This window comes from Yoonia maritima, assembly GCF_043641945.1.
Classification (GTDB): domain Bacteria; phylum Pseudomonadota; class Alphaproteobacteria; order Rhodobacterales; family Rhodobacteraceae; genus Yoonia; species Yoonia maritima_B.
Genome location: NZ_JBHZRX010000011.1, coordinates 33725 through 50064 on the forward strand (window position 1 = coordinate 33725; position 16340 = coordinate 50064).

The window sequence follows — 16340 nt, forward strand, 5'->3', positions numbered from 1 at the left end:
GCCTGGTATCTAATTGGTTGCCGCGACCGCGCAACTTTAGCTTAGCATTTCAGAAAACCGGTCTTCCGCAAAGGAGCCATTGGAGCATTCTGCAGCATTGGCCACTTTGGGCTCATGCCTGCCATTCGCTGAGCACAAATGTGTGTCAGCTTTTATGATTTGCTCAGTCAGTTTTCGAAATAATGCAGACACCAAAGCGGCCTAGCGTTCAATAGTTGCCGGTCGTTCCATTTTTTTGAGCTGCCAGCCTAAGACCATTACTTTTCACGAAATACAATATCCGAGTGAAAAAGTCAGGTTGACTTAATTGACTAAATTCCTCAGGTAAGGGTATCTTATCCCCAAACCAGCTGGGGAGGCCGTTAGGCAGCCCAGTGGAAGGACCTTGCGATGCGACAGGGAACACAAAAGGTTAACGAGACCAACACAGACCGTAGGGCAAATCGTCCGGCGCGCGCTGAGTTTGCGGACGTATTGTACCAGGCAGCGTCAGCTGAAGGGCTGAGCCTTGAGTGGGTGTTGGATCGGTTCGAGCGCCAAGGAGGGCACGCGTAATGTCAGTACTTCCGCTTCCGCGTTCAAAACCAGCAGAGCCTCAGCAGTTGCCAACGTATTCTGCATCGGACCTTACACAGGACGGTGACCGTGCGCTGATAACGCTTGGCGACCAGACTTATACGCTGCGGATCACGCGGGCAGGCAAATTGATTTTGACCAAGTAAGACCCGCGTTCCGGTCACAGGCCGCCGCGAACCATATCCTCATCACTGTATGTTTTACCAAAGGAACGACTACATGAAACGTATCTACCTGATTTCAACTGCGCTTGGCCTTAGCCTCGCAACGCCTGCACTGGCTGTTGAAAAGGCTGACGTCTTGAACACGTATGCAGATATCGCTGCGGCCAACTATGACGATGCGTTGATCACTGCCAAGACATTGCAAGCGACTGTAGACGCGTTGATTGCGGACCCATCTGCCGAGGCACTGCAAGCTGCAAAATCCGCTTGGCTCGCGTCGCGCGTTCCTTACCAGCAGACCGAAGTCTTCCGTTTCGGCAACGCGATCGTTGATGACTGGGAAGGCAAAGTGAATGCTTGGCCGCTTGATGAAGGTCTGATCGACTATGTTGACACGTCCTACGGTGGTGCGACTGACGAAAACGCATTTGCTGCGCTGAACGTTGTAGCGAACCCATCCTTCACGCTGTCCGGCGCGGAAGTTGACGCGGCTGCGATCACACCTGAGTTGCTGGCAGAGACGCTGCACGAGGCTGATGGTGTCGAATCTAACGTTGCAACGGGTTACCACGCGATTGAATTCCTGCTGTGGGGGCAAGACCTGAACGGTCACGGCACTGGTGCGGGTAGCCGTCCTTGGACTGACTATGCCGCTGGTGATGACTGCACGGGCGGCAACTGTGATCGTCGCGGTGAATACCTGAAAGCAGCGACTGATCTGTTGGTGTCCGATCTGGAATGGATGGCTGCACAGTGGGTTGATGGTGGTGCCGCGCGCGTAGAGCTGACCGAAACCGAAGCAACTGGTATTTCTGCTATCCTGACTGGCATGGGTTCACTTTCATACGGTGAGCAAGCTGGTGAGCGTATGCGCCTTGGCCTGATGTTGAATGATCCAGAGGAAGAGCACGATTGCTTTTCTGACAATACCCACAACAGCCATTATTACGACGGTTTGGGTGTGCAAAACGTTTACCGCGGTGAATACATCCGCGTAGACGGTACTTTGGTCACTGGTCCGTCACTGTCTGATCTGGTTGCAGAAACAGACGCAGGTCTGGACACCGAAGTGCAAACCAAACTGTCCACAACAATGCTTGCACTTGGCCGTATCAAGTCAGCTGCCGAAGCTGGTTTTGCTTATGATCAAATGCTTGAGCGTGGAAACGAAGCAGGTGAAGCACTGGTTATGGGTGGTGTGAACGGCTTGATCGACCAGACACGTTCGTTTGAACGCGTAGTCGCGGCGCTTGGTGTTGATCAGATTGCATTCGAAGGCTCTGACAGCCTTGACGATCCAGAGGCGGTTTTCGAATAGAAACCGGTTACTAATCACATTAAACTGGGGCGGCATTCCAAAGGGGTGCCGCCCTTTTCCGTCGGAGCCAACATGCCAAAGACCCCAAGTCCCTGCATTGACGTGTGCAAATTCAAGCGCGAAGGACACTGTATTGGTTGTTCGATGACCAAGGCGCAAAAGTCTATCTTTAAGAAGTTAAAGAAAGACAGCCAGCGCGAAGGTTTCGTGACCATGCTGATGGCGCAGCAAGAGGTCATGGGGAAATACGCAGGTTGGCGCATTGCCTATGCGAAAAAGTGCAAGAAAAAAGGCGCCGAAGCGCCTTTTGAACTCGTTAACTAAACAAAAAACTTAAGCGAGGTGCGAACGCAGGAACCATGCGAACTTTTCGTGTGTTTGACCGCGTGCGATGCACAGGTCTTCGGTCAATGTGTCGCCGTGTGATGCAGCCAGTTCACCACAGCCTGCCAATGTAGCAGCCAGCGTTTCCTGCGCGTCGAGCATCATTTTGATCATTTCCTTGTCGGTGGCTTTGCCTTCGAATTCGGAAACTTTGGACCGTTTGATCATGCCAGCAAGTGTACCTTCGGCGTGCGCGTCAATTGCTTTGATGCGCTCTGCTAGGTCGTCTTGGGCGACAAAATGGTCTTCGTACATTTTCTGGAAAAGGTCGTGCAGCGGGCCGAATGCCATGCCGGTGACGTTCCAGTGAAAGTTTTGCGCAAGCATCGTCGTGACCGCAGTTTCGGCGACTGTCTGGTTCAGTGCTTCTGCGATTGCTGCTTTTGCGTCTGTGCTAAGAGTGATGGCAGTCTGTGTCATGTCAGTTCTTCCTGCGATACAAAAATTAATGCTGGCTGGCGAAAAGCTGGCTTGCTTATCGCCTTATTTATAGCAGTTTTTGTAAATGCCAAGAACTTTTTAGAATAATTCTAAACTTGAGAGAATTGCTCGGAAATTCCCTTGATTAGAAAACCTATATGACGTTGGTGTTCGCGCGGTACGCGAGACCGAATGAGGAATGAAAAACTATCGCCGTCGCCGCGCTTAATCGCGCTGAGAGCCTGCACAAGCCAAGCTTCATCAAATGAAATCTCTTCGGTTCCGGGCCGGAAGAAGGTGGTTTTGCGACTCGTTACTTGGCGCAAGCATTTGATCAAAGCGCGGGCATGAGCATCGCGCGCGGTTTCAGGCTGGGTGGACAACATGGCGCAGGCTTTGAACAGGTCCATCTGCGCAGCTACCCGACATTCCAATGCGATCACGCGAAGTGCGTTCAACACGTCACGCCATTGTGCCGCCATATCTGGTGGGCTTTGGGGCTGACGCGCTGGTTCATTGGTCAAAGGTCGTGCCACCATGTCGCAGCTCAGGATCGGTTTTGCCATGAAAAGTGACTCGCGCTTTTTGAATTCCGACTATAACTATCAGAAATATCCGAGCTTAGAAAGATATCTTGTGCGCCGTTCTGTTATTAATCTTGGCTTCGCGCTGATTTGTGCGCCCGTTGCGGCCGTTTCAGGGGTGTTGGATGAGCCACATCTGAACATCATTCCCCGTACCGAAGCTGAAATTGCCCGAATCCAAGCTGTCACGGAACCGACAACGGATTTCAGCGCCGCCGCCCGGTTCGAAGAAAAATCTGCAGGCGCTGCCACTGTCCGCGCGCGCCTTGATGCAGATGCGTTTTCGCAGTCGTCGGCGAATATCAGTTTTGAGGATGAACTGACTTTTAAGGTTGGTAACGGTTTCTTTCGCAAATTGTGGGTGTCATCGCCATCATCGACGCTTGCCTCTGACGGTTTGGGGCCGCTGTATAACGCGCGGTCCTGTCAGCGCTGCCACCTAAAGGACGGCCGTGGGCATACGCCTGAAAATGCATCTGATAGCGCGGTTTCATTGTTCTTGCGTGTTTCTATTCCGGGTGGATACGACGACAATATCGCAGACATCGAAGACTACATCGCAACGCTTCCTGACCCGACTTACGGTGAGCAGCTACAGGATTTCGCCGTGCAAGGGCATCCGGCGGAATACCGGTTAGAAGTGACCTATGCCGAAGAAACCGTAACGCTGGCAGGTGGAGAAACCGTCAGCCTGCGCCGTCCAACCTATCGCGCGGCTGACCTCGGTTATGGCCCACTGCACCCCGACGCGATGTTAAGCCCACGTGTCGCACCCCAAATGATCGGCCTTGGTTTGCTAGAGGCGATCCCCGCCCCAGATATTTTGGCTAATACCGACCCTGACGACGAAGACGATGACGGGATTTCTGGTCGTGCGAACATTGTTTGGTCCGTTGAATTTGATCTGCCCATGCTTGGCCGCTTTGGTCTTAAGGCGGGTGCGCCTACCGTGCGCCACCAGTCGGCTGCAGCGTTTTCTGGTGACATCGGTATCTCATCACCTTTGTTCCCAAATGGGGCAGGGGAATGCACCGTTGCTCAAGTCGACTGCCTGGCTGGTCCGCATGGTGACGGTGATGCGCGCGTGACCGAAGTTGATGACCAGGGGCTTGATCTTGTGACCTTCTATAGTCGCAATTTGGGTGTGCCTGCCCGCCGGGATGTTGATGACCCGCGGGTTCTGCACGGCAAAGAGCTGTTTTATCAAACCGGTTGCATCTCATGTCACCAGCCCAGCTTCGTAACGCATCGGCTAGAAGACCGACCCGAACAAAGCTTTCAACTGATCTGGCCCTATTCGGACCTCTTGTTGCATGACATGGGCGAAGGGTTGGCTGATCACCGGCCAGAAGCACGTGCGACGGGAACCGAATGGCGAACCCCGCCGCTTTGGGGTGTTGGTTTGACAGAGCAAGTCAGCGGCCACACATATTTCTTGCACGACGGCCGGGCGCGAAGCCTGCTTGAGGCAATTCTCTGGCATGGGGGCGAAGCACAGTCTATGCGTGATGCAGTTGTCGAAATGCCCAAAGCAGATCGCGATGATCTAATTACATTCTTGGAGAGCCTATGAGACGTGTATTTCTTGCCTGTGCAATGGTCTGGGGCGCGGCACCTTTGGCGGCCCAATCTATTTCAGAACTGACCGCAGATGCGGTGAATAACCATGTTTTGCCGGGATATGATCTGTTGGCTGAACAATCGCAGGCTTTGGCTACCGTCGCGCGCGATGACTGCAATGCGACATCACCTGCATTGCGGGTGGCCTATGGAGAGGCATTCGATGCGTGGCTTGGCGTGAGCCATATGCGTTTCGGTCCCAGTGAGCGGGATGACCGGGCGTTTGCTCTTGCGTTCTGGCCAGACAGCCGATCGGTCACGCCAAAGACGCTATCGGCATTGATCGCGTCCGAAGATGATATTGCGTTGAACCCGGACGATTATGCTGATGTTTCAATCGCGGCGCGTGGATTTTATGCGCTTGAATTCTTGTTGTACGACGATGCGATCACGCAGGCCGGTTCGGACGCATATCGTTGTACGCTGATCCAGACGGTGACCGCAGATATTGCGACGACAACGGCGGCGATTAGTGCTGAATGGCATGAAAGCTATGCAGATCAGCTATTAAATCCATCGGACGCAGGCACGTATCACACCGAAGAAGAGACGGCGCAGGAACTGTTCAAAGCGGTTTCGACTGGGCTCGAATTTGTTGCGGATACGCGTTTGGGGCGACCGTTAGGCACCTTTGACCGCCCACGCCCCCAACGAGCAGAGGCTTGGCGTTCGGGGCGTTCGGCCCGTCACGTCAAAGTGTCGCTTACTGCATTGCGCGACCTTGCTCTGCGGTTATCGAGTGGCGATGCGGCACTAACAGACCATATGACCGCTGCATTTGATCAGGCCTTGCGGCGGGTTGAAGGGTTGAATGACCCCGTATTCGCGAGTGTTGCGGACCCGATGGGGCGATTTGAGGTCGAAGTCTTGCAGCAAAACGTAAACGCGATCCGAACCGTGGTGCGCGATGAACTGGGACCCAAGCTTGGCGTCATCGCCGGGTTCAACGCGTTGGATGGTGATTGAGATGACCAGCAGGCGTCAGTTTCTGGCAGGGTTGCTTGCGACCGGATTGGTACCAACGCCGACGTGGGCGGATGCAGGATCGCCAAAGTACCTATCGGCGGCAGCACTGCCTGACGGAAGCTATGTGCTTTGCGGGATCGGTGCCGCCCAAGACGTCTTGTTCCAAATTCCGCTTCCTGCGCGCGGCCATGCTGCAGCAGCACACCCAGCCCGGCCAGAGGCAGTGGCCTTTGCCCGCCGCCCCGGCACATTTGCGATTGTAATTGATTGCCTGAGTGGAAAACCCAAAGCCACAATGGCAGCACCCGAAGGGCGCCATTTCTATGGGCACGGCGCGTTTTCATCTGATGGACAATGGTTGTTTACAACTGAAAATGACTATGAGGCCGGGCAGGGCTGTGTTGGTGTTTGGGATGTGGCTGCGGGCTACGTGCGGGCAGATGAATTCGCGAGCGGCGGGGTTGGGCCGCATGATATCAAACTACTGCCGGGCACTGACACAATTGTGATCGCGAATGGCGGTATCGATACCCATCCTGACAGCGGCCGAACCAAGCTGAATATCGCGACGATGGAACCGAACCTGTCTTACGTTACCAATGGGCGGTTGATCGAAACGGTCGCGCTTGATCCTAGTCTGCATAAGAACTCGATCAGGCATCTTGATGTCGCTGCTTCGGGGTTAGTTGCATTCGGGATGCAGTGGCAGGGGGACACAGAAATTGCTGTGCTTGCTGGGGTTCATCAGCTTGGCGGGCAGATTGAGCTGCTGACTGCAGGGTCTTCTGAAATGCGCGAAATGCGTGGTTATGTTGGGAGTATCGCCTTTGCGCCTGACGGAAATAGTGTCGCGGCCACGTCACCCGTTGGCGGCGTTGTGCAGATCTATGATGTTGAAACCAAAGAGCTAACCTATCGCATAGCCGCCGCAGACGCGGGCGGGGTCGCAGCGCGTGAAGCTGGTTTTATTATCACGACAGGTTACGGCGAATTGGGGCAGATCACAGACGGTCAATTGGCGCTTTCGAAGACGGCGCGTTTGGCGTGGGATAACCATATTGTTCCTGTTGGGGGCTGAACATGCTACATGTTTGCTTTCGGCTGCTTGCTTTGCCGGTGATGCGGGACTAGATCAGCGTTGCCGCGCTAGCCCTTCTGTGGCATGAAACAGAAAACATACTGAACGAAAGAGTTTAGATCGTGACAGACTACGCATCCCGCCGCACAATGATGGTCGACACTCAGGTGCGCCCTTCTGATGTAACCAAGTTCCCAATCATTGACGCGATGCTTTCTGTTCCGCGTGAACAATTCGTGCCTGACCAGCTTCGTGAAGCTGCATATATCGGTGAAAACCTTGATGTTGGCGGTGGTCGGGTTCTACTAGAACCGCGCACTTTGGGCAAAATGCTTGATGCGTTGGATGTGCAGCCGAACCATGTTGCTTTGGATATTGGTTGTGGTCTTGGTTACTCTACTGCGATTTTAGCGAACCTTTGCGAATTCGTTGTCGCAGTCGAAGATGACGAGGCACGCGCAGAAGAAGCACAGGCGCTTCTTTCGGGGCAGGGTGTCGATAATGCCGCAGTCATGGCTGGTCCTTTAGCAGAAGGGTCCGAAAAGTCGGGTCCTTATGATATCATCATGATTGAAGGCGGCGTGCAGTCCGTTCCAGATGCCTTGCTTGCGCAGTTGCGCGAAGGCGGTCGTATTGCATGTGTCTTTGCTGAGGGTAACCTTGGCGTTGTACGTATTGGTCACAAGTTGGACGGTTTAATTAACTGGCGGTTCGCATTTAACGCAAGTGCGCCGGTTTTGGCAGGTTTCGAGAAAACGGCAGAATTCGCACTCTAATGCGTTGATATTACAAGCGCAGTGCAAACCAAAAAAGTGAGTGAGATAAAAATGATCAAACGCAAAGGGTTCGCTGCAATCGCGGTGGTAGTCTCGATTATTACGGGGCCAGCAGCACAGGCCGAGACATTATCAGATGCGCTTACCGCGGCATATACCAACTCTGGTTTGCTTGAACAAAACCGCGCTTTGCTGCGCGCGGCAGATGAAAACGTAGCGCAGGCGGTTGCCGCCACGTTGCCAGTGATTAACTGGTCGCTTTCGGCTTCAAGCTCGATCAACAACGCGTTGCCGCCGTCTCAACGAGAAGCAAACAACACTGCGCTGGCCGCGATTAGCGGTAGCCTGACATTGTATGACGGTGGTTCAAACCGTTTGGCAATCGACGCGCAAAAAGAACTTGTCCTTAGCACACGCCAATCACTGCGCAGCGTTGAGCAAGACATTCTGCTGCGTGCTGTTCAGGCTTATATGAATGTACGCCGCAATCAGGAATTCGTTCAGCTGCGCGAAAGCAACGTACGCGTAATCACCCAAGAGTTCCGCGCTGCCCAAGACCGTTTTGAAGTCGGCGAAGTGACCCGTACGGACGTCGCCTTGGCCGAGGCTCGCCTTGCTTCTGCACGCAGCCTTCTTGCGGCAGCACAGGGTGGCTTGGTTCAGTCGATCGAAGAATACCGGGCAGCAGTTGGTCGCGGGCCGTCAGGGCTTGCTTCTGTATCGCCCGCACCGGTTTCACAAAGCGTGGGCGAGGCAAAAGACTTTGCTGTGCGTAACCACCCCAATGTACTTGAGGTTCAGCACTCCGTTGCTGCGGCCGAACTGAATATCCGTCGCGGTGAAACCGCCGTTATCCCATCTGTCACGCTGGACGGTTCGGTTTCGACGAACCAAGATTCTGTCGAGGCTGCGCAAATCGGCATCAGTGTTGGTGGCCCAATTTACGCGGGCGGTCAGATCGCGAGTGTCATGCGCCAGCTGATCGCGAACCGTGATGCGTCACGCGCAGGCCTGCACCTGACGATGTCTTCTGTAGAACAGCAGGTGGGTAACGCATACGCGTCCTTGCAGATTGCTCGTGCCGCACGCCAAGCATCAGATCGCCAGATCAGCGCTGCACGCGTCGCATTCGATGGTGTCCGCGAAGAGGCAACACTGGGTTCACGCACAACGCTTGACGTTTTGAACGCAGAGCAAGAGTTGCTAGACGCCGAAGCGAACCGGATTTCTGGTCAAGCTGACGAAGTCATCGCGTCTTACGCTGTTTTGGCTGCGATGGGTCTGTTGACTGCTGAGCACCTGAAACTGCCGGTCCAACAATATGATCCGTCGGCTTATTACAACATGGTCAAAGACTCTCCTCCGCTCTTGTCAGAGCAGGGGCGTTCGCTTGACCGCGTCCTTCGCGCAATCGGCGAAGAATAAGCAACCTGTTGTTTATACCCTCGTTTTCAGCTACCTTTTTGAGGGTGGATAGCAAGCGAGGGAAACAGCATGTCCAACACTGCACGAACAGGTAATGTTGACGACGCTTTGCTGACATCGGTACGTAACCTTGTGTCTGTACGAACAGGCCAAGAGGTTGCCCCTGCACCCGAACGTTTGATCCTAACACCGGCATTGCGGGTTGATATCGAGCAGTCCGTCACCGAGCCCGCAGAGCAAGAAATAACAGAAGAACCGGCATTTCGTCATTCAGATGAAGTAAGCAAGGTCTTGGTTCTTGAGCCTGCGAAACGGTCTGACCGCGCTGGGCTTGAGGCGACAATTGCAGAGTTAGAAGCTGCAGTAACATCGCAATCCGAAGACTGGGAAGCAGACGAAGGCGAAAGCTTTGATGATACGGCTTGGGCGGCAAGCGCCTTTCAGTCACGGGTCCTCGATTCGTCTGATCTGCAGGATTATCCGCCCATCATCCGCGAGGCGCTTGCAGATGAGCAAGAAACTGCTGACGAAGAAGCGCCCGCAGTTGGTATCGACGAAGACGCATTACGTGCGCTAGTCGTTGAAATCGTTCACCAAGAGCTAAGTGGTGAATTGGGCGAACGCATCACACGAAACGTGCGTAAATTGGTCCGCCGTGAAATTAACCGCGTGATGGTAAGCAAGGGCCTCGACTAAACCGGCTCTGCCAGCGCGATTAACTGATCAATATCGAGATGTGTTTCTAGATGGGCAGCCAGCGCATCTAGTGTTGTGTCGACCCCGTCAGCATATTGATGTCCTGTGACGGGTTTTCCGAGGCGGGATAAGAACACCTCGCGGAATGCGTCGGCCTCAAATAGCCCGTGTAAATAGCAACCCATGATCTGTCCGTTGGCGGTGGCCGCACCTTCGCCCCGACCGTCTAGTGAAAGCCATGCGCGGTCGCAATCCGGGCCTGTCGTTTCACCAATATGGATTTCATAGCCCCTGACATCATCGCCAGTTGGCAGGTAGGTTGCGTTTGACCGTGCCAGCCGCTTGTGCGGCTTCATCACGGTTTTGACGTCTAACAATCCAAGCCCGTTAACACGGCAGGGTGGGCCTTCGATGCCGTCCTCGTCAATGACTTCGTGGCCTAGCATCTGGTAACCGCCACAGATGCCCAGCACGTGACCTCCGCGACGTACATGGGCTGCAAGGTCGATATCCCATCCTTGGGCACGAAAGTCTGCAAGATCGGCAATCGTCGATTTGGAGCCAGGGATGATGATCAGGTCAGCATCACCGGGCAGCGGGTGACCTGCGCTAATAATTTCGACGCTGACACCCGGCGTCGCAGAAAGCGGATCCAAGTCATCAAAGTTCGCAATCCGGTTCAGGCGGGGGACAGCGATTTTGATTTCGCCGCCTTTACGGCTTGCAATGTCCATTACGTCTTCGGCAGGCAGGCGCCACGCATCCGCAAACCAAGGAACGACACCAAGGCTGGCCCATCCCGTGCGCTGCGCAATGATGTCCAGCCCTTCCGTGAACAGGCTGGTGTCACCGCGGAACTTATTGATCGCAAAACCTTTGATCAGATTGTTATCCCCGTCAGGAAGGACAGCGTGGGTCCCGACGAGTTGCGCAATAACACCGCCACGATCAATATCGCCGACCAGAACGACGGGAACGTTCGCGGCCTCGGCAAAGCCCATATTCGCAATGTCACCCGCACGCAGGTTTACTTCGGCCGGGCTGCCTGCACCCTCAATAATGACTAGATCGCGCCCGGCACCAATCCTACGAAAACTGTCTAAGACTGCAGGCATCAACTGCGCCTTCTGTTTTCCGTAGTCGCGCGCCTTGAGCGTGGCAAACCGCTGCCCCTGCACAATGACCTGCGCGCCCGTGTCAGTCTCTGGCTTCAATAGCACTGGGTTCATGTCCGCAAGCGGCTCTAGCCCACATGCGCGGGCCTGTAGGGCCTGTGCGCGGCCGATTTCGCCGCCGTCAGCGGTGACAGCCGCGTTGTTCGACATATTTTGTGGTTTGAAAGGCGCGACCGACAGCCCCCGTTTCAGGCAAGCGCGCGCAATTCCAGCAACCAACATGGATTTCCCCACGTTGGAGCCAGCCCCTTGGATCATAATCGCTTTGGTCATTGCACCTCGCTTTCGCGGCGACAATAGGTGCCCATAAAGGCAGGCGAAAGCACAAATAAAAACGCAGCCCCAAAGGGCCGCGCTTTCATAAAACTATTACGTTTTTCTGCGTATGTTTACGCAGCACGTGCTTCCTGTTCGGCCGCGTTACGACGTTCGCTTTCTTCACGAGACAGGGCAACAGATGTACGAACACCTTTGCCAACGAATTCCATCAGGCCGCCTACAACACGTTCGTTCGGGTCGATACCCGCGCAAGACAGGACTTCGCGTCCGTCGCGTGAACGTGCCCAGCGGGCGATTTGTTCGGGGCCATTGCCGTATTTCTTGTCATCAGCGATGGCGTCATCAAGTGCAGCGAGTACGACAGCAGCAAATAACTTACGAGCACGGTTGCCTTGTTCATTGTTAAACGCAGTACCGTCGACGAAATCTCTCATCATGCTTCCTTCTTTTTGCTCTTGTAGTCCCCGAGTGACGGGCAATATGCATGTTTGAACCCGATTCGGGGGTTCTCTTTTGGAATGGCAGCCATGCAATTTATGCATGGCTTATGGCGCCGCAACGCTGCATTCCATGATCTTGCCAGCTCATCACTGTGGATATATAGGCTTGAACCAGCATCAATCAACCTTTTCCTTTAAATCGAAACGAAGTGACCCATGCCCAAAATCAACGGTAACGAAATCCGTCCCGGCAACGTGCTGGAACACGAAGGTGGTCTTTGGGCCGCTGTGAAAATTGACCACGTTAAGCCTGGTAAAGGTGGTGCGTTCGCACAGGTCGAACTGAAGAACCTACGCGACGGTCGTAAACTGAACGAACGTTTCCGCTCTGCGGATAAGGTCGAGCGCGTGACCCTAGAACAAAAAGACCAGCAGTTCTTGTTCGAAGCTGACGAAATGCTAACGTTCATGGATAGCCAAACCTACGATCAGATCGCACTACCAGCCGACATCCTTGGCGACCGCCGCCCGTTCCTCCAAGACGGCATGACCGTTAAGATCGAATACTACGGTGAAGAAGCGCTGAACGTGACGCTCCCGCAGAAGGTCGTCTGCAAAGTCGCGGAGACCGAGCCAGTCGTGAAAGGCCAAACCGCGGCGAACAGCTTTAAGCCCGCAACTCTCGACAACGGCGTACGCGTCATGATCCCGCCGTTCGTTGGGCAGGATGAAGATATCGTCGTGAACACAGAGATTTTCGAGTATGTCGAGCGCGCGTAAAATAGTGCCTAGCTTGTGTTAAAGGGTCGCGTATACGCGACCCTCTTATGCTTTTCTAACTCGTTGATTCACGTGGATGTTTAGAGCTGTTTTCGTGTATTGGCTTTGTGAGCCAATAGTCTAACAAAATGCTATCTTTGCTTCTGCGGAATGAGAGTATTCTAGGAACAGTTGATATCGCGAAAACGCTATTGTTCAGTCGCTAGAACGACGCCACCAATGACCTCGGGCGTTCCTCCGGATGGGGTTATCGTACCGAAAACTTCCCCCTCTAAGCCGCCTTCGAGAAATGTCGCGCCAAATACAGCATCAACTGCGACATGCGTGCCTGCACCAAACATATCAACCGACGCGTTTAAGTCGCCTGATAGATCTGCCCATAGCTGCACGTCGCCTGTAGCGGCGGTGCGATCAATCTCACCGTTTGTGAAAGTCAGTACGCCATTTACGTTATGTCCCAAGCTGTCAGGGTTGTTATTTGCCGCGTCGACAATGTCATTTATGTAGACAAAGTCATCGATACTGCCATCAACACGTCCGCCCCCTAAAAAGCCGACAGTCATATCTACTTGGCCAACTAAACCATCATCGCCATCGCTGTTGGTAAAGAGTGCCGCGCCTTGATAGTTAGCAGCGCCGGTTGTCGGAATGTCCGAAGTTTCAACATAGTTGCTACCTGCTAGTTCATTACCGAGCGAAGCGAATTGGTTAGCGACATCGCCTACGGTAGTGTTGGAACGACCACCAGAATCGGAGCCACATGCAGCGGTCAAAATGAGAGCTAAAACTGGGAGGTTTTTTGACGGGCTATATGTTGGCACTTATTCTGTTCCTAAAGCGGTTTTATATAAATTTGAGGGGATCTTTATCACTCGATCCACCCGCTAACGGATAATGCGGAGTTTTGCGTGCGTCTACTTTCACGAGTAAATCGGAGCTACAGTGTTGCCAATACCACTCATAAGGTAGCCACTTTTTTGACCCTAGTCGTAGTTTTGGTGCGTTTACGCGCAATAATTCCTGTGCTTAAGAATTTAACCTTATGGCAGAGACTTATAGCCGAATGGCAGCGCCGTTAGCAGTCATATTTCCTTGAGCGCGATCAAATCGTAGAAACGCGATTGCTTCGCCGTTTGCTTGTGTAAATAGCGTGCCTGCGTCTTTGCCATCAGCGTTTTGGATTGGGGTTCCGACTGGTGCGGTGCCATCGATCGTGACTTTGGCAAGCCCTTTGCGCAGGGTTGTTTTGTGCTTCATTCTCGCGATGATTTCTTGGCCAACGTAGCAGCCTTTCTTGAAATCGACGCCATTTAGCGCCTCGAACCGCGCTTCGAGAATATAGGTGTCAGGTGTCAATTCGATGCCAGTTTCTGGAATCACGTGTTCCACGCGCAAGGCGTCCCAGTCGGTATCGTCGCTAACGTCTGTGTTCCCGTAATGTCGCCATCCCATTTGTGGGTGGCGCGGATCGTTTAGGGCTCCGTCCGGGGCTGGGCCAGTACCGCGTGAAACGATCAAGTCGCATTCTTCAATCACGACGGCGGCGCGCAGGCGGTACATCATGAGACGCTGTGCGAGCGTTGGCGCGTGAGATGATGCAACGTCGATTAGCAACCGGTCTGGCTGGCCGACTACAAAGAAGTCGGCGATGTATTTGCCTTGAGGCGTCAGAAGGGCCGCGTAGATTATGCCGTTTGCGGCTTTGTCGACATCATTTGTGATCAGCCCTTGCAGGAATGATACGCGGTCTTCGCCGCTGATGGATAGGATAGTGCGGTCAGTCATTGTCGCTGCTTTCAGATTGCGAGAACTGCAGATTGTACAGATCGGCATAGATGCCGCCGCGTTCAAGAAGTTCGTCATGGGTGCCTTGGTCAACGACCCGGCCCTGATCCATGACCACAATGGAGTCCGCATTGCGCACCGTCGAAAGCCTATGCGCAATTACGAGGGTCGTGCGGCCGGTCGAGAGCTGTTCAAGAGCGTCTTGAACGATGGCTTCAGATTTCGTGTCCAGCGCGCTGGTTGCCTCGTCTAGCAGTAGGATGGGCGTATCACGCAAAAGGGCGCGGGCAATCGCAACGCGCTGCCGCTGGCCGCCCGATAGGTTTGAACCGCGTGGGCCAGCCGGGCTATCCAGCCCATTAGGCAGCATTGGTAGAAAGTCACTGACATGGGCCGCATCTAGAACTGATTTCAGATGGTCTTCGCTTACGTCTTCACGCCCAAGCAGGATGTTGTCGCGGAGCGTCTCATCGAATAGCGCGGCATCTTGGTTCACGACCGAAAATAGGCCACGCAAATCGGTAAGATCAAAATCCTTTGCTTCGGTTCCGTTGATGGTCACACTGCCTGACGATGGTTCGACAAGGCGGGTCAAGACGTTGAAAATCGTGCTCTTGCCCGCGCCAGACGCGCCGACCAACGCGGTGGTTTTACCCGCTTTGGCAACAAAGCCGGTTCCTCGTAGGACAGGCAGTTCACCGTAGTTCATTTCGACCTGATCAAAGACAATCTCTGGTGATCCGGTGACGATCTGTTTTGGCTCGGAAGGCGACAGGATCGTTGGCTTGAGGTTCAGAACTTCTTGCAGCCGCTCAACGCTGGCCGCAGCCATCTGCCACTGGCCGCTCATCTGGCCAAGGCGCCGCAATGGATCAAAGGCCAGTGACATGGCTGTAAAGAAGGCCATGAATTCACCGTTGGTTTTGTCGCCCGAGATAATCTCGGCGCCGCCATAAAGCATGACGCCCATGAAGCCCAAGCCGGTCATGATGTCGATCAAGGCAGGTACAGCAGCCTGACCAGCGGCGGTACGCATATTTGCCTTTACGCCCTTTTGGATCAGGCTGTCATAGCGGTTCGCCTGATAGTCTTCTAAGGCGTTTAGTTTAATCGGGTTAATGCCGTGGAATACTTCGTCTAGGCGGGTTGATACCCGGCCTGCGATCTCACGCGAATTACGGGCGCGCCGGCGAATGTAAGCCTGCACGAGAAGGGAAGGCATAACCAGCAGCGGGATGCCGATGATCGCAATTAACGTCCAGCGCCAGTCAATCCATAGCGCGACGCCAAACAGGCCAATCAGCGAAATCAGATCGCGGCCCAAAGCGGTGATGATGCTGCTCCAGACCGAATTGATCGAGGTAACATCGCCCTGTACCCGTTCAATGAGCTGACCAGGAGGGTGGATTTGGTAGAAACCGCTATCCAGCGTCATCATATGTCGCAGCAGGTGCTTACGCATGCTGGCAGAGGTCAACTGCACAACTAGCGTCATCAACAGGCGCTGCCCCGACGACGTGATAGCCCGGATGATAAATATCGCAAGAATACCAAATGCGACGAAATACAGCGCGCTTTCGTTACCGGCAGCGAAAACATCATCGAACATCGGTTGAACCATCCGCGACAAAAGCGCGAGCATCGAACCCTCGATCGCCATCAGGATCAGGGCAACAACCAGCAGCAATTTATGCGGACGCAAGTAGTCTTTCCATAGCCACCAAAACAACGAAAACGCTGATTGGGATTTGCTCTTGTCTGTCGGGGGAATAGGCGCGGGCATCGCGGATCTTTCAGTTCAGGTTTCCAACGGTCTAATCTTAACAAGGGGGCGGGGCAAGTTCACTACGCTTGACCTTGGATATCTCAGGCGT

At 54.0% G+C, this 16340-nt stretch carries 17 protein-coding genes; 10 read left to right on the forward strand and 7 right to left on the reverse strand.

The window, feature by feature from the left end; translation table 11 throughout:
* Nucleotides 1–554: 554 nt before the first annotated feature.
* The 3 genes from hemP to ACHUEV_RS17605 all read left to right on the forward strand — a co-directional run bounded on the left by hemP (nucleotide 555) and on the right by ACHUEV_RS17605 (nucleotide 2382).
* Nucleotides 555–722, forward strand: coding sequence for a hemin uptake protein HemP (hemP, locus tag ACHUEV_RS17595; protein WP_394182220.1), 168 nt, complete (start codon nucleotides 555–557; stop codon nucleotides 720–722).
* Between the two features lie 73 nt (nucleotides 723–795).
* A complete protein-coding gene (locus tag ACHUEV_RS17600; protein WP_394182222.1) occupies nucleotides 796–2058 on the forward strand; it encodes an imelysin family protein in 1263 nt (420 codons plus the stop codon).
* Nucleotides 2059–2130: 72 nt separating this feature from the next.
* Complete coding sequence (locus tag ACHUEV_RS17605; protein WP_106358808.1) at nucleotides 2131–2382, forward strand: DUF1289 domain-containing protein; 252 nt, start codon at nucleotides 2131–2133, stop codon at nucleotides 2380–2382.
* A gap of 9 nt (nucleotides 2383–2391) precedes the next feature.
* Here ACHUEV_RS17605 and ACHUEV_RS17610 read toward each other — a convergent pair whose 3' ends face one another.
* Together ACHUEV_RS17610 and ACHUEV_RS17615 are read right to left on the reverse strand one after the other, a co-directional pair.
* Nucleotides 2392–2862 carry a Dps family protein gene (locus ACHUEV_RS17610; RefSeq protein WP_106358807.1) on the reverse strand — a complete coding sequence of 157 codons (471 nt, stop codon included), beginning with the start codon at nucleotides 2860–2862 and terminating at the stop codon, nucleotides 2392–2394.
* Nucleotides 2863–2972: 110 nt separating this feature from the next.
* Nucleotides 2973–3428, reverse strand: a complete 456-nt coding sequence (locus tag ACHUEV_RS17615; RefSeq protein ID WP_394182225.1) for a hypothetical protein — start codon at nucleotides 3426–3428, stop codon at nucleotides 2973–2975.
* 103 nt (nucleotides 3429–3531) lie between these two features.
* Between ACHUEV_RS17615 and ACHUEV_RS17620 the strand changes: the two genes are divergently transcribed.
* The 6 genes from ACHUEV_RS17620 to ACHUEV_RS17645 all read left to right on the forward strand — a co-directional run bounded on the left by ACHUEV_RS17620 (nucleotide 3532) and on the right by ACHUEV_RS17645 (nucleotide 10007).
* On the forward strand, nucleotides 3532–5019 hold the full coding sequence (locus tag ACHUEV_RS17620) for a di-heme oxidoreductase family protein (RefSeq protein ID WP_394182275.1): 1488 nt from the start codon (nucleotides 3532–3534) through the stop codon (nucleotides 5017–5019).
* Nucleotides 5016–6032, forward strand: coding sequence for an imelysin family protein (locus tag ACHUEV_RS17625; protein WP_394182227.1), 1017 nt, complete (start codon nucleotides 5016–5018; stop codon nucleotides 6030–6032). Before ACHUEV_RS17620 ends, ACHUEV_RS17625 begins: the two co-directional genes overlap by 4 nt.
* Before the next feature lies 1 nt (nucleotide 6033).
* Nucleotides 6034–7110 carry a DUF1513 domain-containing protein gene (locus tag ACHUEV_RS17630; RefSeq protein WP_394182229.1) on the forward strand — a complete coding sequence of 359 codons (1077 nt, stop codon included), beginning with the start codon at nucleotides 6034–6036 and terminating at the stop codon, nucleotides 7108–7110.
* A 149-nt stretch (nucleotides 7111–7259) separates the two neighbouring features.
* Nucleotides 7260–7886 carry a protein-L-isoaspartate O-methyltransferase family protein gene (locus tag ACHUEV_RS17635; protein WP_394182277.1) on the forward strand — a complete coding sequence of 209 codons (627 nt, stop codon included), beginning with the start codon at nucleotides 7260–7262 and terminating at the stop codon, nucleotides 7884–7886.
* A 51-nt stretch (nucleotides 7887–7937) separates the two neighbouring features.
* A complete protein-coding gene (locus tag ACHUEV_RS17640) occupies nucleotides 7938–9311 on the forward strand; it encodes a TolC family outer membrane protein (RefSeq protein WP_394182231.1) in 1374 nt (457 codons plus the stop codon).
* Nucleotides 9312–9380: 69 nt separating this feature from the next.
* On the forward strand, nucleotides 9381–10007 hold the full coding sequence (locus ACHUEV_RS17645) for a hypothetical protein (RefSeq protein ID WP_394182233.1): 627 nt from the start codon (nucleotides 9381–9383) through the stop codon (nucleotides 10005–10007).
* Here the strand turns inward: ACHUEV_RS17645 and ACHUEV_RS17650 are convergent.
* On the reverse strand, nucleotides 10004–11455 hold the full coding sequence (locus ACHUEV_RS17650; RefSeq protein ID WP_394182235.1) for a cobyric acid synthase: 1452 nt from the start codon (nucleotides 11453–11455) through the stop codon (nucleotides 10004–10006). The two genes, ACHUEV_RS17645 and ACHUEV_RS17650, sit on opposite strands and share 4 nt — an antisense overlap.
* A gap of 116 nt (nucleotides 11456–11571) precedes the next feature.
* Nucleotides 11572–11895 carry a DUF6280 family protein gene (locus tag ACHUEV_RS17655; protein ID WP_008230719.1) on the reverse strand — a complete coding sequence of 108 codons (324 nt, stop codon included), beginning with the start codon at nucleotides 11893–11895 and terminating at the stop codon, nucleotides 11572–11574.
* Nucleotides 11896–12117: 222 nt separating this feature from the next.
* Between ACHUEV_RS17655 and efp the strand changes: the two genes are divergently transcribed.
* The gene (efp, locus tag ACHUEV_RS17660; protein WP_394182237.1) at nucleotides 12118–12681 is read left to right on the forward strand and encodes an elongation factor P; all 564 of its coding nucleotides are present in this window, start codon (nucleotides 12118–12120) and stop codon (nucleotides 12679–12681) included.
* Nucleotides 12682–12869: 188 nt separating this feature from the next.
* Here the strand turns inward: efp and ACHUEV_RS17665 are convergent, their stop codons facing one another.
* From ACHUEV_RS17665 to ACHUEV_RS17675, 3 genes are all read right to left on the reverse strand, one after another.
* Nucleotides 12870–13502, reverse strand: coding sequence for a hypothetical protein (locus ACHUEV_RS17665; protein ID WP_394182239.1), 633 nt, complete (start codon nucleotides 13500–13502; stop codon nucleotides 12870–12872).
* A gap of 232 nt (nucleotides 13503–13734) precedes the next feature.
* Complete coding sequence (gene ygfZ, locus ACHUEV_RS17670) at nucleotides 13735–14466, reverse strand: CAF17-like 4Fe-4S cluster assembly/insertion protein YgfZ (RefSeq protein WP_394182241.1); 732 nt, start codon at nucleotides 14464–14466, stop codon at nucleotides 13735–13737.
* Nucleotides 14459–16249 carry an ABC transporter ATP-binding protein gene (locus ACHUEV_RS17675; RefSeq protein ID WP_394182243.1) on the reverse strand — a complete coding sequence of 597 codons (1791 nt, stop codon included), beginning with the start codon at nucleotides 16247–16249 and terminating at the stop codon, nucleotides 14459–14461. Before ACHUEV_RS17675 ends, ygfZ begins: the two co-directional genes overlap by 8 nt.
* Nucleotides 16250–16340 lie beyond the last annotated feature (91 nt).

Bases quoted from the DNA above. Each gene is read 5' to 3' on its own strand.
- hemP (WP_394182220.1), top strand. From the start codon at position 555: ATGTCAGTACTTCCGCTTCCGCGTTCAAAACCAGCAGAGCCTCAGCAG.
- ACHUEV_RS17600 (WP_394182222.1), top strand. From the start codon at position 796: ATGAAACGTATCTACCTGATTTCAACTGCGCTTGGCCTTAGCCTCGCA.
- ACHUEV_RS17605 (WP_106358808.1), top strand. From the start codon at position 2,131: ATGCCAAAGACCCCAAGTCCCTGCATTGACGTGTGCAAATTCAAGCGC.
- ACHUEV_RS17610 (WP_106358807.1), bottom strand. From the start codon at position 2,862: ATGACACAGACTGCCATCACTCTTAGCACAGACGCAAAAGCAGCAATC.
- ACHUEV_RS17615 (WP_394182225.1), bottom strand. From the start codon at position 3,428: ATGGCAAAACCGATCCTGAGCTGCGACATGGTGGCACGACCTTTGACC.
- ACHUEV_RS17625 (WP_394182227.1), top strand. From the start codon at position 5,016: ATGAGACGTGTATTTCTTGCCTGTGCAATGGTCTGGGGCGCGGCACCT.
- ACHUEV_RS17630 (WP_394182229.1), top strand. From the start codon at position 6,034: ATGACCAGCAGGCGTCAGTTTCTGGCAGGGTTGCTTGCGACCGGATTG.
- ACHUEV_RS17635 (WP_394182277.1), top strand. From the start codon at position 7,260: ATGATGGTCGACACTCAGGTGCGCCCTTCTGATGTAACCAAGTTCCCA.
- ACHUEV_RS17640 (WP_394182231.1), top strand. From the start codon at position 7,938: ATGATCAAACGCAAAGGGTTCGCTGCAATCGCGGTGGTAGTCTCGATT.
- ACHUEV_RS17645 (WP_394182233.1), top strand. From the start codon at position 9,381: ATGTCCAACACTGCACGAACAGGTAATGTTGACGACGCTTTGCTGACA.
- ACHUEV_RS17650 (WP_394182235.1), bottom strand. From the start codon at position 11,455: ATGACCAAAGCGATTATGATCCAAGGGGCTGGCTCCAACGTGGGGAAA.
- ACHUEV_RS17655 (WP_008230719.1), bottom strand. From the start codon at position 11,895: ATGAGAGATTTCGTCGACGGTACTGCGTTTAACAATGAACAAGGCAAC.
- efp (WP_394182237.1), top strand. From the start codon at position 12,118: ATGCCCAAAATCAACGGTAACGAAATCCGTCCCGGCAACGTGCTGGAA.
- ygfZ (WP_394182241.1), bottom strand. From the start codon at position 14,466: ATGACTGACCGCACTATCCTATCCATCAGCGGCGAAGACCGCGTATCA.
- ACHUEV_RS17675 (WP_394182243.1), bottom strand. From the start codon at position 16,249: ATGCCCGCGCCTATTCCCCCGACAGACAAGAGCAAATCCCAATCAGCG.